General features: G+C 67.2%; 14 protein-coding genes. 9 read left to right on the top strand and 5 right to left on the bottom strand.

The genetic code is table 11. The features are described from left to right. Positions 1-84 precede the first annotated feature (84 nt). Together QUV18_RS21085 and QUV18_RS21090 are read right to left on the bottom strand one after the other, a co-directional pair. A complete protein-coding gene (locus tag QUV18_RS21085; protein ID WP_300896228.1) occupies positions 85-690 on the bottom strand; it encodes a phospholipid-binding protein MlaC in 606 nt (201 codons plus the stop codon). Beyond that, the gene (locus tag QUV18_RS21090) at positions 680-1,489 is read right to left on the bottom strand and encodes a VacJ family lipoprotein (RefSeq protein WP_300896104.1); all 810 of its coding nucleotides are present in this window, start codon (positions 1,487-1,489) and stop codon (positions 680-682) included. Before QUV18_RS21090 ends, QUV18_RS21085 begins: the two co-directional genes overlap by 11 nt. 167 nt (positions 1,490-1,656) lie before the next feature. On the opposite strand from QUV18_RS21090, the gene QUV18_RS21095 reads away from it, so the two are divergent. From QUV18_RS21095 to QUV18_RS21120, 6 genes are all read left to right on the top strand, one after another. Next, complete coding sequence (locus QUV18_RS21095; protein ID WP_300896105.1) at positions 1,657-3,396, top strand: type I secretion system permease/ATPase; 1,740 nt, start codon at positions 1,657-1,659, stop codon at positions 3,394-3,396. Further along, the gene (locus QUV18_RS21100; RefSeq protein WP_300896107.1) at positions 3,393-4,700 is read left to right on the top strand and encodes an HlyD family type I secretion periplasmic adaptor subunit; all 1,308 of its coding nucleotides are present in this window, start codon (positions 3,393-3,395) and stop codon (positions 4,698-4,700) included. Before QUV18_RS21095 ends, QUV18_RS21100 begins: the two co-directional genes overlap by 4 nt. Positions 4,701-4,989: 289 nt before the next feature. Next, the gene (locus QUV18_RS21105) at positions 4,990-5,451 is read left to right on the top strand and encodes a RidA family protein (RefSeq protein WP_300896108.1); all 462 of its coding nucleotides are present in this window, start codon (positions 4,990-4,992) and stop codon (positions 5,449-5,451) included. Continuing rightward, a complete protein-coding gene (locus tag QUV18_RS21110) occupies positions 5,448-6,215 on the top strand; it encodes a glycerophosphodiester phosphodiesterase family protein (RefSeq protein ID WP_300896110.1) in 768 nt (255 codons plus the stop codon). The genes QUV18_RS21105 and QUV18_RS21110 overlap by 4 nt, the downstream gene beginning before the upstream one ends. A gap of 57 nt (positions 6,216-6,272) precedes the next feature. Then, entirely contained in the window at positions 6,273-7,460 is a 1,188-nt protein-coding gene (locus tag QUV18_RS21115) for a GNAT family N-acetyltransferase (RefSeq protein ID WP_300896111.1), read from the top strand. Further along, entirely contained in the window at positions 7,457-7,753 is a 297-nt protein-coding gene (locus tag QUV18_RS21120) for a 4a-hydroxytetrahydrobiopterin dehydratase (RefSeq protein WP_300896112.1), read from the top strand. The genes QUV18_RS21115 and QUV18_RS21120 overlap by 4 nt, the downstream gene beginning before the upstream one ends. A 10-nt stretch (positions 7,754-7,763) precedes the next feature. On the opposite strand, the gene ispH is transcribed toward QUV18_RS21120, so the two are convergent. Beyond that, a complete protein-coding gene (gene ispH, locus QUV18_RS21125; protein WP_300896113.1) occupies positions 7,764-8,714 on the bottom strand; it encodes a 4-hydroxy-3-methylbut-2-enyl diphosphate reductase in 951 nt (316 codons plus the stop codon). Positions 8,715-8,847: 133 nt separating this feature from the next. Next, positions 8,848-9,423, bottom strand: a complete 576-nt coding sequence (locus QUV18_RS21130) for an NYN domain-containing protein (RefSeq protein ID WP_300896114.1) — start codon at positions 9,421-9,423, stop codon at positions 8,848-8,850. A 169-nt stretch (positions 9,424-9,592) separates the two neighbouring features. On the opposite strand from QUV18_RS21130, the gene folK reads away from it, so the two are divergent. Continuing rightward, positions 9,593-10,159: a 2-amino-4-hydroxy-6-hydroxymethyldihydropteridine diphosphokinase gene (gene folK, locus QUV18_RS21135; RefSeq protein ID WP_300896115.1), complete on the top strand. Its 567-nt coding sequence runs from the start codon at positions 9,593-9,595 to the stop codon at positions 10,157-10,159. Positions 10,160-10,164: 5 nt separating this feature from the next. On the opposite strand, the gene QUV18_RS21140 is transcribed toward folK, so the two are convergent. Further along, positions 10,165-10,698 carry an RICIN domain-containing protein gene (locus QUV18_RS21140; RefSeq protein WP_300896116.1) on the bottom strand — a complete coding sequence of 178 codons (534 nt, stop codon included), beginning with the start codon at positions 10,696-10,698 and terminating at the stop codon, positions 10,165-10,167. A 207-nt stretch (positions 10,699-10,905) separates the two neighbouring features. On the opposite strand from QUV18_RS21140, the gene rpoZ reads away from it, so the two are divergent. Further along, positions 10,906-11,262 (top strand): DNA-directed RNA polymerase subunit omega, encoded by a 357-nt coding sequence (rpoZ, locus tag QUV18_RS21145; protein WP_300896117.1) that lies wholly within the window; start codon positions 10,906-10,908, stop codon positions 11,260-11,262. Positions 11,263-11,295: 33 nt separating this feature from the next. Further along, complete coding sequence (locus QUV18_RS21150; RefSeq protein WP_300896118.1) at positions 11,296-13,431, top strand: bifunctional (p)ppGpp synthetase/guanosine-3',5'-bis(diphosphate) 3'-pyrophosphohydrolase; 2,136 nt, start codon at positions 11,296-11,298, stop codon at positions 13,429-13,431. Positions 13,432-13,439: the final 8 nt, after the last annotated feature.

A 13,439-nucleotide genomic window follows, 5' to 3' on the forward strand; every position in this document is an offset into this window, starting at 1 on the left:
TGTCTCACCAAATCGCCGTGCCGTGGCGACGGCCCGGCGATGCGCGGCGGGCTTCGCCCTGGATTCCGCGCAGGTGCCGGCCCCCTAGCCGGCGCGCTGGAGGTCCTGGATCAGGGCGTCGATATTGCCGCGGCGGGCGTCGAGCATGGCGCCGATCTCGGTGCGTTCGCTGAGGCGGAGGCTGACGCCCTCGATCAGCATGTCGAAGAACAGGTCGCGCCCGGAGCGGTCGGAGACGAGGAAGCGCACCTCGAACGGTGCCTCGCCGCGCAGGTAGACGGTGGAGATGACCTCGTGCCAGGATTTCACCTGGCGGACGCCCTGCACCTCGATCCGGCCGCCGACGAACTGGCGGAACTGCTTGCCGTACTTGCGGGCGATGTAGCCGCGGAAGGCATCGGTGAAGGCGCGCATCTGGGCCGCGCTGGCGCGGCGGGAATCGGCGCCGAGCGTGGATTGGGCGATGATGTTGACGTCGGCATAGCGGGCGAAGATGCGCTCGAAATCCTGGATCATCGCGCCGAGGGACTTGCCCGAGGCGATGACGCGGTTGATCTCGGCCACGACCTTGTCGATGAGGGCCTTGGCGGTCGCGTCGTTCAGCGCCAGTGCCGGCAGGGGCAGGGCCAGCGCCGTGGTGGCGGCGAGGCCTGTGCCCAGCAGGTGGCGGCGGGTGAAGTTACTCGGCATACGGGTCGTCATAGGGGTCCTCATAAGTCGCGCCATACGGGTCTTCGTAGGGATCAACATAGGTCTCGCCATCGGGCCCGCCCAGCTTGAACCTGCGATTCTGGAGATAAAGTGAGCGGGACTGCGCGTAGCTGTCGGCGCTGTCGTAGAGGATGGCGTCGATCGAGTCGCCGTAGCGGCCGCGCTGCGACAGGGTCGAGGAGAGCCGGGCCGCGGGCGGGATGTAGGATTCGGGCGATTCGAGGACGTATCTCAACGGGTTGGTGAGCAGGTCGACCCAGCGGCCGGCATAATCGCGTTCCGTCGAGGGGCCGAAGACGGGGGTTTCGACATAGGCCCCCTCGGGTACGCCCCAGACGTGCAGGGTTTCGCCGAAATCGGTGTCTGTCGCCTCGGGCATGCCCAGTTCGGTGGCCGGATCGAAGAAGCCGCCGAGCCCGATCGTGGTGTTGACGACGAATCGGTAGGTGTCCTCGGTGGCGCCGCGCATGTTGCCCTGGAGGATGTTGTTCACCACCGCCTGCGGGATCGACAGGTTGAAGGAAAACCGCGACACGGCGGTTTCGATGTCGTCGGGCATGAAGGCGCTGTAGCCGCGGCTGACCGGGCGGAGCACGTTGCGGTCCAGCCCCTTGTTGAACTTGTGAATCTTGCGGTTGCGCTCTTCATGCGGGTCCCAGGGCGTGCCCGGCGGATGGTCGGGGCCGGGGGCGGAACAGGCCGCGAGACCGGCCGCCAGCAGGCATGCCAGCAGGGCGCGCAGAAGGCGGGAGGGCGAGAGAGTAAGATGATAGGTCAAGAACTGGCAGCCACCGTGTTAATAGAACGGTACATAAACTATAGGATCATTCTGCCCAGAAGTCGCCCGCAGGATCGAGGAAGATGTGGCGCCCCGGCGACAGTAGGTCTATGGCAGGACGGAGGTAATTTGCAAGATCGGCCCGCAACAAGAAGAGCCACGATGCCATGACCAGTCAATCGCAGGATATGCGGCGGGGCAGGGCTGAACTTCGGGCCGCGCGGAACGAGAGCCGGGCGCTGTACTGGTTCGTCGGGCTGTTCAGCTTCTTCGTCAACCTGCTGATGCTGACCGGGCCGCTTTACATGCTGCAGGTCTATGACCGGGTGCTGGGCAGCCGGTCGGTCGAGACGCTGATCGCGCTGTCGGTGCTGGTGCTGTTCCTCTACTGCATGATGGGCCTGCTGGATTATGCCCGCGGGCGGATCATGGGGCGCGTGGCGGCCCGCTTCCAGGCCCGGCTCGACCGGCGGGTGTTCGACGCGGTGATCCGCAAGTCGGCGGTGGCGCCGGACGCCAACAGCGCGACCGGGCTGCGCGACCTCGAGGCGGTGCAGCGGCTGATGTCGTCGCCCGTGCTGATGGCGGTGTTCGACATTCCGTGGACGCCGTTCTTCCTGGCCGGGATCTTCATCTTCCACCCGTGGCTGGGCACGCTGGCCATCGTCGGCGGGGCCGTGCTTGTCCTGATCACCGTACTCAACCAGCGCCTGACGAATGCCCCGTTGCAGGAGGCCAATGCCGCGGTCGTGCGGGCGGAGCAGGTGGCCGAGCAGATTCGCACCGAATCGGAGATGGTGCAGGCGATGGGGATGCGCGACGCCGCCTTCGGCCGGTGGCAGGAGGCGCGGTCGCGGGCGTTGAACGGCCAGATCGAGGCGTCGGACCTTGGCGGCACCTTCTCTACCTCGACCCGGGCGTTCCGGCTGTTCCTGCAATCGGCGATGCTGGGGGTGGGCGCCTACCTGGTGCTGCAGGGCGAGCTGACGCCCGGCGCGATGATCGCCGGGTCGATCCTGCTGGGCCGGGCGCTGGCGCCGGTGGAGCAGGCGATCACCCAGTGGCCGCTGGTGCAGCGGGCGGTGCGGGGCTGGCAGAGCCTGGAAGAGCTTCTGTCGGCGGTGCCGCCGGAGGTGCCGAAGACGCCGCTGCCGCGGCCGATGGCGCGGCTTGACGTGCAGCGGATGACCGTGGCCCCGCCGGGCGAGAGCCAGGCCTCGCTGCGGGGGGTCAGCTTTACCGTCGAGCCGGGGCAGGCGGTGGGGGTGATCGGGCCGTCGGGGGCGGGCAAGTCGTCGCTGGCCCGCGCGATCACCGGGGTCTGGCGGCCGGCGGCCGGCTCGATCCGGCTGGATGGCGCGGCGCTGGACCAGTACGAACCGGCGGTGCTGGGCCAGCATATCGGCTACCTGCCGCAGCGGGTGCAGCTGTTCGACGGGACGATCGCCGAGAATATCGCGCGGCTGGCCGGGGCGCCGGATGCCGCGCAGGTGGTGGCGGCGGCGAAGATGGCCGACGCGCACGAGATGATCCTGAAGCTGCCGCAGGGGTATGACACGCGCGTCACCGCGTCGAGCGCGCGGCTGTCGGGCGGGCAGATGCAGCGGATCGGGCTGGCCCGCGCGATGTATGGCGATCCGGTGATCCTCGTGCTGGACGAGCCGAACTCGAACCTCGACAACGAGGGGAACGCGGCGGTGAACGCGGCGATCAAGCGGTTCAAGGCGCAGGAACGCTCGGTGCTCGTGATGGCGCACCGGCCCGCCGCGATCCAGGAATGCGACCGGATCCTGATGCTGGAGGGCGGGCTGGTGCGCGCCTTCGGACCCAAGGAGGAGGTGCTGAAACAGGTGGTGCACAACCACGCGGAGATTGCCAAGGCACGCGGCGCGGGGGGTGTGCAATGAGCGCCGCCGAAGGCCGGAGCTGGTCGGTCAGGGGGCCGATGACCGCGGGGCTGGTGGGGCTGTTCCTGCTGGTGGGCGGGTTCGGGACATGGGCCGGGGTGACGACGATTTCCGGTGCGATCATCGCGCCCGGGCGGATCGAGGTGGACCAGAACCGGCAGGTGGTGCAGCACCCCGATGGCGGTGTCGTGGCCGCGATCGAGGTGGACGAGGGCGACCGGGTGGAGGCGGGCGACGTGCTGATCCGGCTGGACGAGACGGCGCTGGCCTCGCAGCTGGCGATCACCGAGAACGAGCTGTTCGAGATCATGGCGCGGCGCGGTCGGCTGGAGGCCGAGCGCGACGAGAGCGGGGCGGTGCAGTTCGACCCGCTGCTGGTCGAGGTGGCGGCGGCGCGGCCGGACGTGGCGGGCCTGATGGAGGGCCAGAAGCGGCTGATGGAGGCGCGGGCCGAGTCGATCGCGCAGGAGATCGACCAGCTGGAGAAGCGGCGCGGGCAGATCGCCAACCAGATCGAGGGGATCGCCGCGCAGGAAAAGGCGCTGGCACGGCAGCTGGAGCTGATCGAGAGCGAGCTGGCGGATCAGCAATCGCTGCTCGACCGGGGGCTGGCGCAGGCGGCGCGGGTGCTGGGCCTGCAGCGCGAGCAGGCAAGGCTGAGCGGGCAGGTGGGGGAGCTGGCCGCCTCGAAGGCGCAGGCGGCGGGCCGGATCACCGAGATCGAGGTGGAAATTCTGCGGCTGGGCTCGCGCCGGCGGGAGGAGGCGATCACCAACCTGCGCGATATCCAGTACCGCGAGCTTGAACTGCTGGAGGAGCGGCGCGCGCTGCTGGAGCGGCTGGACCGGCTGGATATCCGGGCGCCCGCCGGCGGGGTGGTCTACGGGCTGACGGTGTTCGCGCTGCGGGCGGTGGTGCGGCCGGCCGACCCGCTGCTGTATATCGTGCCGCAGGACCGGCCGCTGATCATCAACGCCGAGGTGGACCCGATCCATATCGACAAGCTGTATCTCGACCAGGACGTGGTGCTGCGGTTCCCGGCGCTGGACCAGCGGACGACGCCGGAGCTGACCGGGACGGTGATGCAGATCTCGGCCGATGCGTTCCAGGAACAGGAGACGCGGCGGAGCTTCTACCGCGCCGAGATCGCGCTGAGCGAGGGGGAGCAGGCGAAGCTTCCGGAGGGGGTGGCGCTTATCCCGGGGATGCCGGTGGAGGCGTATATCCGCACGGCGGACCGGACGCCGATTGCCTACCTCGTGAAGCCGCTGACGGATTATTTCACCAAGGCGTTCCGGGAGTAGGGCAGCTGCGCGGAACAAAGGGCGAAGCCCGCCGCGCATCGACGGGCCGTCCCGACGGCACGGCGATTTGGTGAGGGCAGCGCGACGGTCTCTGGGTGGAGGGACTTGGCAGGCATAAAGTGGCATCCACTGGCGTAGGATCGCCGTACCACGGCCCGCCGATGCGCGGCTCCTCGAGAGCGGCATTCCCCCCTGACAGCGAAATCCGGCGTGGCGCGGACGTTTCGGGTTTTCAACCCGGATCGGCGCGGGTAGCGTCCGCCGCAACGGACACGGCAAGGAGGGAGCCATGGGTAAGTTCGAGGACAAGCTGGCCGAGATGGGGGTGAGCCTGCCCGACGCGCCTGCGCCGGCGGCCAATTACGTGCCGTACGTGCAGGTGGGTGACACGCTCTATGTCTCGGGCCAGATTCCCAAGGCGGGCGAGAAACTGATCACCGGCAAGCTGGGGGACGACATGGACACCGCCGCCGGGGCCGAGGCCGCGAAGGTTTGCGCCATCGCGCTCCTGGCGCAGGTCAAGGCGGCGTGCGGCGGTGACCTGGACCGGCTGAAGCGGGTGGTGAAGCTGACCGGGTTCGTGAACTCGACGCCTGACTATGGCGAGCAGCCGATGGTGGTGAACGGCGCGTCGGATTTCATGGCCGAGGCGCTGGGCGAGGCGGGGCGGCATTCGCGCTCGGCGGTTTCGGCGGCGTCCCTGCCTTTCGGCGTGGCGGTCGAGATCGAAGGCATCTTCCAGATCGGATGAGCGGGCTTCCGACAGATTTCCTGCGGCTGCCGATCGCGCACCGGGCGTTGCACGACGTGGGCGACGGCCGGCCGGAGAATTCGCGCGCCGCGATCGGGGCGGCGATCGAGGCGGGGTATGGAATCGAGATCGACCTGCAGCTCAGCCGGGATGGCCGGGCGATGGTGTTTCACGACTATGACCTCGGGCGGCTGACCGGCGACAAGGGGCCGATCCGCCAGCGCGAGGCGGCCGAGCTGTCAAAGATCGGGCTGCTGGGCGGGCACGAGGGGATCCCGGGTTTTGCCGAGGTGCTGGCGCTGGTGGGCGGCCGGGTGCCGTTGCTGGTGGAGCTGAAGGACCAGCACGGGCAGATGGGCGAGACGGACGGGGTGCTGGAACGGGCCGCGGCGGCGGACTTGCACGGATATGACGGGCCGCTGGCGCTGATGTCGTTCAACCCGCACATGGTGGTGCGGATGGCGGAGCTGGCGCCGGGCTGGCCGCGGGGCATCGTGTCCTGCGGGTACGAGGCCGAGGACTGGCCGCTTCTGAAGGACGAGACGCGGGCGCGGCTGCGGGATATCCCGGATTACGAGGCGGCGGGCTGTAGCTTCATCAGCCATCATGCGCCGGACCTTGGCCGCGAGCGGGTGGCCGGGCTGAAGGCGGCGGGGGCGGGCGTGCTGTGCTGGACGATCCGGACGCCCGAAGCGGAGGCAGAGGCGCGCAAGGTTGCCGATAACGTGACCTTCGAGGGGTTCCGCGCCGCCATTCCGGCTTGAACTCGGGCCCATCGGGCACAAGTCTAGGCGGGACACTCACGGCGAAGGCAGCAAGCAATGGACGGGCAGGCGGTCACCATCACGGTGCATGACCGGCTTGACCAGATCGGTCAGGCGGCTTGGGATGGCTGTGCCTGTCCGGAGGCCGAGGATGGCGGGCGGCCGCGCGACCCGTTCACCACCTACCGGTTCCTGAAGGCGCTGGAGGACAGCGGATCGGTCGGGCCCGGCACCGGGTGGCATCCGCAATACATGGCCGCCGAGATCGACGGGCAGGTGATCGCCTGTGCGCCGCTTTATGCCAAGACCCACAGCCAGGGCGAGTATATCTTCGATTTCAACTGGGCCCATGCCTATGAGCGTGCCGGTGGACGGTATTACCCCAAGCTCCAGGTCGCCGTGCCGTTCACGCCGGTGACGGGACGGCGGCTGCTGACCCGGCCGGGCTACGAGGAGGCGGGGCAGGCGGCGCTGGTGCAGGGAGCGGTGCAGCTGGCGGACCGGAACAGCATCTCGTCGCTGCATATCACCTTCTGCACCGCGGAAGAATCGGAGGCGGGGGAGGCGATGGGGCTGATGCCGCGGGCGTCGCAGCAGTTCCTGTGGCGGAACCGGGGCTACGCCGATTTCGACGGGTTCCTGGCCTCGATGTCGTCGCGCAAGCGCAAGAACATCCGCAAGGAGCGGCGGGAGGCCAATGATTTCGGCGGCGAGGTCAGGATGCTGACGGGCGCGGATATCGAGCCGCATCACTGGGATGCCGTCTGGACCTTCTACCAGGATACCGGCGCGCGGAAATGGGGGGTGCCGTACCTGACGCGGGAGTTCTTCGATATCGCCCACGAGGGGCTGCGCGACGATATCCTGCTGGTCCTGGCCGAGCGGCAGGGCCGGCCCGTGGCCGGCGCGCTGAACATGATCGGGCGGGAGGCGCTGTTCGGGCGCTACTGGGGCTGTACCGAGCATCACCCCTGCCTGCATTTCGAGCTGTGCTATTACCGGGCGATCGATTTCGCCATCGAGCAGGGGCTCGACCGGGTCGAGGCCGGGGCGCAGGGGGAGCACAAGCTGGCCCGCGGATACCTGCCGGCTGAGACGTATTCGCTGCACTGGATGCGCGATGCGGGTTTCGCCGAGGCGATTGCGCATTATCTAGAGGCGGAGAGGAACGCGGTGGAGGAGGATATCGAGATCCTCACCAGTTACGGCCCGTTCCGGAAGGACAATAGAGAGGAACGCCAGTGACCGAAAAACTCAGCGATACCGCCCGCAAGACCACGCTGGAGCCGCTGCTCGAGGCCGGCTGGGAGATGGATGGCGAACGCGACGCCATCAACAAGACCTACGAGTTCGGCAACTTCGTCGAGGCGTTCGGCTTCATGACGAAATGCGCCATGTGGGCGGAGAAGTGGAACCACCACCCGGAATGGTCGAACGTGTACAAGACGGTGAAGGTGACGCTGACCACGCATGACGTGGATGGGCTCAGCTCGCTTGACGTGAAGCTGGCCCGGAAGATGGACGGGTTGGCGGAGTAGCGCGCGGGGCTCAGGCGGGTTCGCGCAGGACGCGGGGCACCTTGAATTCGACGTTTTCCTGCGCCGTTTCCACCTGTTCGGTGGTCACGTCGTACCGGGCGCGGAAAGCGTCGATCACCTCGTCCACCAGCACTTCCGGCGCCGAGGCGCCGGCGGTGATGCCGATGGAGCGGATGCCGTCCAATGCGCGCCAGTCGATATCGGCGGCGCGCTGGACGAGCTGGGAATAGGTGCAGCCGGCCTTGGCGCCCACCTCGACCAGCCGGCGGGAGTTGGAGGAGTTGGGGGCGCCCACGACCAGCATGGCATCGGCCTTTGCCGCCATCGCCTTGACCGCCTCCTGGCGGTTGGTGGTGGCGTAGCAGATGTCTTCCTTGTGCGGGCCCTTGATGGCGGGAAACCGCGCGTTCAGCGCCGCGACGATATCGGTGGTGTCGTCGACAGAGAGGGTGGTCTGGGTGACGAAAGCCAGCTTCCCGGGGTCGCGGACGGTGACGCCCGCCACGTCATCGACGGTTTCCACGAGCAGGACGTCGCCGTCGGGCAGCTGGCCCATGGTGCCGATGGTCTCGGGGTGGCCGGCATGGCCGATCATGATGATCTGGAGGCCGTTGGCGGCGTGGCGCTCGGCCTCGATGTGGACCTTGGAGACCAGCGGGCAGGTGGCGTCGACATAGACCATCTCGCGGCGCGCGGCCTCGGCCGGGACGGCCTTGGGTACGCCGTGGGCCGAGAAGATCACGGGCCGGTCGGCGGGGCAGTCCTCAAGCTCCTCGACGAAGACGGCGCCCTTGGCGCGCAGGTCGTCGACCACGTACTTGTTGTGCACGATCTCGTGGCGCACGTAGACGGGGGCGCCCCATTTCTGCAGCGCCATCTCGACGATCTTGATTGCCCGGTCGACACCGGCGCAGAAGCCGCGCGGGGCGGCGAGGTAGAGGGTGAGGGGCGGTTTGGTCATCGGGCCTCCTGCGTCGTGGGCCAGAGGTAAGGCCTGTGGCGGCCCGCGTCCAGAGGGGGCGGACATGCGAAGGCCCGGGCGGCGGGCGCCCGGGCCGGATGGTGACAGATCACGGCGCTTCTAGCCGGAAGGCTCAGCTTTCCTGGGCGTAGGCCGCTTCGCGCTCGGTGTTCTGGTTGTCGCGCGGGGGGCGGCCGATCACGTCCTTGAGGTCTTCCAGCTCGATGAAGTTGTCGGCCTGGCGGCGCAGGTCGTCGGAGATCATCGGCGGCTGGCTGCGGATGGTCGACACGACCGACACGCGCACGCCCTGGCGTTGCAGGCTTTCCACGAGCGGGCGGAAATCGCCGTCGCCGGAGAAGAGCACGATATGGTCCACACGCGGGGCGAGTTCCATGGCATCGACCGCAAGCTCGATATCCATGTTCCCCTTGACCTTCCGGCGGCCCTGGCTGTCGGTGTATTCCTTGGCCGGCTTGGTGACCATGGAAAAGCCGTTGTAGTTCAGCCAGTCGACCAGCGGACGGATGGGCGAGTACTCGTCATTCTCCAGGAGTGCGGTGTAGTAGAACGCCCTCAGGAGCTTGCCCCGGCGCATGAATTCGGCACGGAGCAACTTGTAATCGATGTCGAAGCCCAGGGATTTGGCCGCCGCATACAGATTGGAACCATCGATGAACAGCGCAAGCCGTTCGTCCTTGTAAAACATCGAAATGTCCTTTCAAATGTAAAGCCCGGTCCGGTTTCGAGTGGTGTGAGTGGTGGTATGGCATTCCCGGAGTGGGCTGGCCAAGAAGGATAGGAGGTCCGCCGGGGATGCACAAGGGAGTTTGATGCGACCTCAATTCAACTTTGAGCGGTAAACCGGGCAAGGCGCTGTGTCAAAAGATCAATTTTATCTGATAGCTCTCGGCGCGAACCTGCCGTCGGCGGCGGGCGCGCCGGAAGTGACGTTGCGTTCCGCGCTGCAGAAAATGGCGGAGGCGGGGGCGAGAGACGTGGTGGCGAGCCGGTTTTTCGCCACGCCGTGCTTTCCGCCGGGGGCCGGGCCGGATTACGTGAACGCCGCCGCGGGCCTGTGGTTCGGCGGCGGGCCGGAGGCGCTGCTGGCGGTGATGCACCGGATCGAGGCGGATTTCGGGCGGGAGAGGGAGCAGCGCTGGGGGCAGCGGGTGCTCGACCTCGACCTGATCGCGGCGGGGGAGGCCGTGCTGCCGGACGAGGCGGGGTATCGGGCGTGGCTGGATTTGCCGCTGGAGGAGCAGAAGCGGCAGGCGCCCGACCGGCTGATCCTGCCGCATCCGAGATTGCAGGACCGGCCCTTCGTGCTGGTGCCGCTGGCCGAGGTGGCGCCGGACTGGCGCCACCCGGTGCTGGGCCGGAGCGTGGCCGAGATGGTGGAGGCGTTGCCGCAGGCGGCGCGGGACGAGGTCGTCCCGCTCTGAGCCCGTCAGTTGGCGGGGCGGCCCGTGGGGATCAGCGCCCAGTACTGCCCGCTGTAATTGGCGCAGGGCACGAGATGGGTGAAGTTGTCGAGCCCGCCGCCATTATGGACGTCGAGGCACATGTTCGGGCCGCGGAAATCGGTGGTCAGCCGGTAGCGGTTGTTGTCGGGCCGGATGGTCCAGAACTGGCCGGAATAGTTTCCGCAGGGCGCGAGGTGGGTCATGTTGTCCTGCGGCCCGCCATTGACCACGTCGAGGCACATGTCGCGGCCGCGGAACTCGGTCGTCAGGCGGTAGCGGTCGGCGCCCGCCGGTTCGAGCCGCCAGTATTGGCCCGAGTAGTTGCCGGCCGGGGCGAGGTGGCTGAAGTTGTTCATTGCCCCGCCATTGGCGATGTCGAGTTGCATCCCGGGCCCGCGGAAATCGGTGGAGAGCTTGTAGAAGACCGAGGTGTCGAAGGCCGAGGCGGGCGCGGCGAGGGCCAGCAGCGCGGACGCCGCGAGGGCGGCGAGGCCGCGGGGAATCGGGAAGGCGAACATATGCGAAATCTCCGGTGAATGGCGGGCGGTCCGAAATGGTTATGCGCCGCGCGGAGTATCGTTAGGCGGCGGCCGGAATAAATCAATCTTTCTTGTGGAAACGGGCGCCGGAACCGGGCGGTTGAGGCCAAATATCTCCTTGTAACTCGGGCGGAGAGGATTTAGATAAGGCACTTCCATATTTCTGTGCCACCCTCTGGAGGTCTCATGGCCCGCGTGACAACCGAAGATTGCGTCGACAAGGTTCCGAACCGGTTCGATCTGGTGATGCTTGCCGCCCACCGGGCGCGCGAGATTTCCGCCGGATCGCAGATCACCGTGGACCGCGACAACGACAAGAACCCGGTTGTCGCCCTGCGCGAGATCGCCGAGGAAACGCAATCGGCCGACGAGCTGCGCGAGCGGCTGATCGAGTCGAACCAGACCCAGATCGAGGTGGACGAGCCGGAAGACGATTCCATGGCGCTTCTGATGGGCGGCGGCGAGCCGGACAAGCCGGCCGAGGACGACATGTCGGAAGAGAACCTTCTGCGGGCGCTGATGGAGGCGCAGGGGCAGGGCTGACCTGTCCCCCGCCTTTGAGGGGTTTCGCACGGCATGATCGCGGCACAAGACCTTATCGAGCTTGTCCGCACCTATAACCCGCGAACCGATGAAAAGCTGATCACCGCGGCCTTCGATTTCGGCCGCGAGATGCACGAGGGGCAGTTCCGCCACTCGGGCGAGCCGTATTTCACGCATCCGGCCGCCGTGGCCGCCATCCTGGCCGAACAGCGGCTGGACGACGCGACCATCGTCACCGCCCTTCTGCACGATACGATCGAGGACACGCGCGCCTCGTACAAGATCGTGGCCGAGAAGTTCGGACCGGAGATCGCCGACCTTGTCGATGGCGTGACCAAGCTGACCAACCTGCAGCTTTCCAGCACCGAGACCCAGCAGGCCGAGAATTTCCGCAAGCTGTTCATGGCGATGTCGAAGGACATGCGGGTGATCCTGGTGAAGCTGGCCGACCGGCTGCACAACATGCGCACGATCAAGGCGATGCGGCCCGAGAAGCAGCTCAAGAAGGCGCGGGAGACGATGGATATCTTCGCGCCACTGGCGGGCCGGATGGGCATGCAGTGGATGCGCGAGGAGCTGGAGGACCTGGCGTTCCGGGTGATCAACCCGGATGCGCGCGCCTCGATCATCCGGCGGTTCATCACGCTGCAGAAGGAAGCCGGCGACGTGATCGAGCGGATCACCTCGGACATGCGGCACGAGCTGGACAAGGCGAAGATCGAGGCCGACGTGCTGGGCCGGGCGAAGAAGCCCTACTCGATCTGGCGGAAGATGCAGGAAAAGGAGATGGGCTTTTCGCGCCTGTCGGACATCTATGGCTTCCGCATCATCACCCGGAGCGAAGAGGATTGTTACCGCGTGCTGGGCGCCATCCACCAGCGGTGGCGGGCCGTGCCGGGGCGGTTCAAGGATTACATCAGCCAGCCCAAGTCGAACGGCTATCGCTCGATTCACACCACGGTATCGGGGCGCGACGGCAAGCGGGTCGAAGTGCAGATCCGCACCCGCCAGATGCATGACGTGGCCGAGACGGGGGTGGCGGCGCACTGGTCCTACCGCGACGGGGTGCGGGCCGAGAACCCCTTTGCCGTCGATCCCGCCAAGTGGATTTCCAGCCTGACCGAGCAGTTCGATTCGGAAGAGGATCACGAGGATTTCCTCGAGGCCGTGAAGCTGGAGATGTATTCGGACAAGGTGTTCTGCTTCACGCCGAAGGGGGACGTGGTGAAGCTTCCGCGGGGGGCGACGCCGATCGACTTTGCCTATGCCATTCACACGCGGATCGGCCATGCCTGTGTCGGCGCCAAGATCGACGGGATGCGGGTGCCCTTGTGGACACGGATCAAGAACGGCCAGTCGGTCGAGGTGATCACCGCCGACGGGCAGACGCCGCAGGCGACGTGGCTGGACATCGCCACCACCGGCAAGGCGCGGGCCGCCATCCGCCGGGCGCTGCGCGAGCTGGACCGGGACCGGTACATCAAGCTTGGCCGGGAACTGGCGCGGTCGGCCTTCGAGCACGTGCGCAAGCGGGCGACCGAGAAGGCGCTGACCGCCGCCGCCAAGACGCTTCGGCTGAAGAATGCCGACGAGGTGCTGGCCCGGCTGGGCAGTGCCGAGCTGACCGCGCAGCAGGTGCTGCACGCGGTCTATCCCGACATTGCCCCGGACGAAAGCAACGTGGTCGGCCGCGACCGCGCGGTGATCGGCCTGGCGCGGAACCAGAGTTTCGACCGGGCGCGCTGTTGCCAGCCCCTGCCGGGCGAGCGTATCGTGGGCATCACCTATCGCGGCAAGGGAGTCGTGGTGCACACGATCGACTGTGAAGCGCTGTCGGCGTTCGACGATCAGCCGGGCCGCTGGCTTGACCTGCACTGGCATGCCGGCAAGCACCCGGCCGAGTACGAAGTGACGCTCGATATCACGATGAGCAACGACGCGGGCGTGCTGGGACGTATTTGCACATTGATCGGAGAGCAGAAGGCAAATATCTCGGACCTGACATTCGTCGACCGCAAACCGGACTTTTACCGCCTGCTGATCGATGTCGAGCTGCGCGATGCCGAGCATCTTCACAGCGTGATCTCGGCACTGGATGCGGAAAGCGACGTGGCCGCGATAGAGCGTTTCCGCGATCCGGGCCGGGCCGGTGGCGGGGAGAACAAGTGAACCGGGGA

This window comes from Roseovarius sp. (assembly GCF_030373445.1).
Classification (GTDB): domain Bacteria; phylum Pseudomonadota; class Alphaproteobacteria; order Rhodobacterales; family Rhodobacteraceae; genus Roseovarius.

What these genes read in the sequence shown, in the direction of transcription:
- QUV18_RS21085 (WP_300896228.1), bottom strand. Translation starts at nt 690, where the DNA reads ATGCCGAGTAACTTCACCCGCCGCCACCTGCTGGGCACAGGCCTCGCC.
- QUV18_RS21095 (WP_300896105.1), top strand. Translation starts at nt 1,657, where the DNA reads ATGACCAGTCAATCGCAGGATATGCGGCGGGGCAGGGCTGAACTTCGG.
- QUV18_RS21100 (WP_300896107.1), top strand. Translation starts at nt 3,393, where the DNA reads ATGAGCGCCGCCGAAGGCCGGAGCTGGTCGGTCAGGGGGCCGATGACC.
- QUV18_RS21105 (WP_300896108.1), top strand. Translation starts at nt 4,990, where the DNA reads ATGGGTAAGTTCGAGGACAAGCTGGCCGAGATGGGGGTGAGCCTGCCC.
- QUV18_RS21110 (WP_300896110.1), top strand. Translation starts at nt 5,448, where the DNA reads ATGAGCGGGCTTCCGACAGATTTCCTGCGGCTGCCGATCGCGCACCGG.
- QUV18_RS21115 (WP_300896111.1), top strand. Translation starts at nt 6,273, where the DNA reads ATGGACGGGCAGGCGGTCACCATCACGGTGCATGACCGGCTTGACCAG.
- ispH (WP_300896113.1), bottom strand. Translation starts at nt 8,714, where the DNA reads ATGACCAAACCGCCCCTCACCCTCTACCTCGCCGCCCCGCGCGGCTTC.
- QUV18_RS21130 (WP_300896114.1), bottom strand. Translation starts at nt 9,423, where the DNA reads ATGTTTTACAAGGACGAACGGCTTGCGCTGTTCATCGATGGTTCCAAT.
- QUV18_RS21140 (WP_300896116.1), bottom strand. Translation starts at nt 10,698, where the DNA reads ATGTTCGCCTTCCCGATTCCCCGCGGCCTCGCCGCCCTCGCGGCGTCC.
- rpoZ (WP_300896117.1), top strand. Translation starts at nt 10,906, where the DNA reads ATGGCCCGCGTGACAACCGAAGATTGCGTCGACAAGGTTCCGAACCGG.
- QUV18_RS21150 (WP_300896118.1), top strand. Translation starts at nt 11,296, where the DNA reads ATGATCGCGGCACAAGACCTTATCGAGCTTGTCCGCACCTATAACCCG.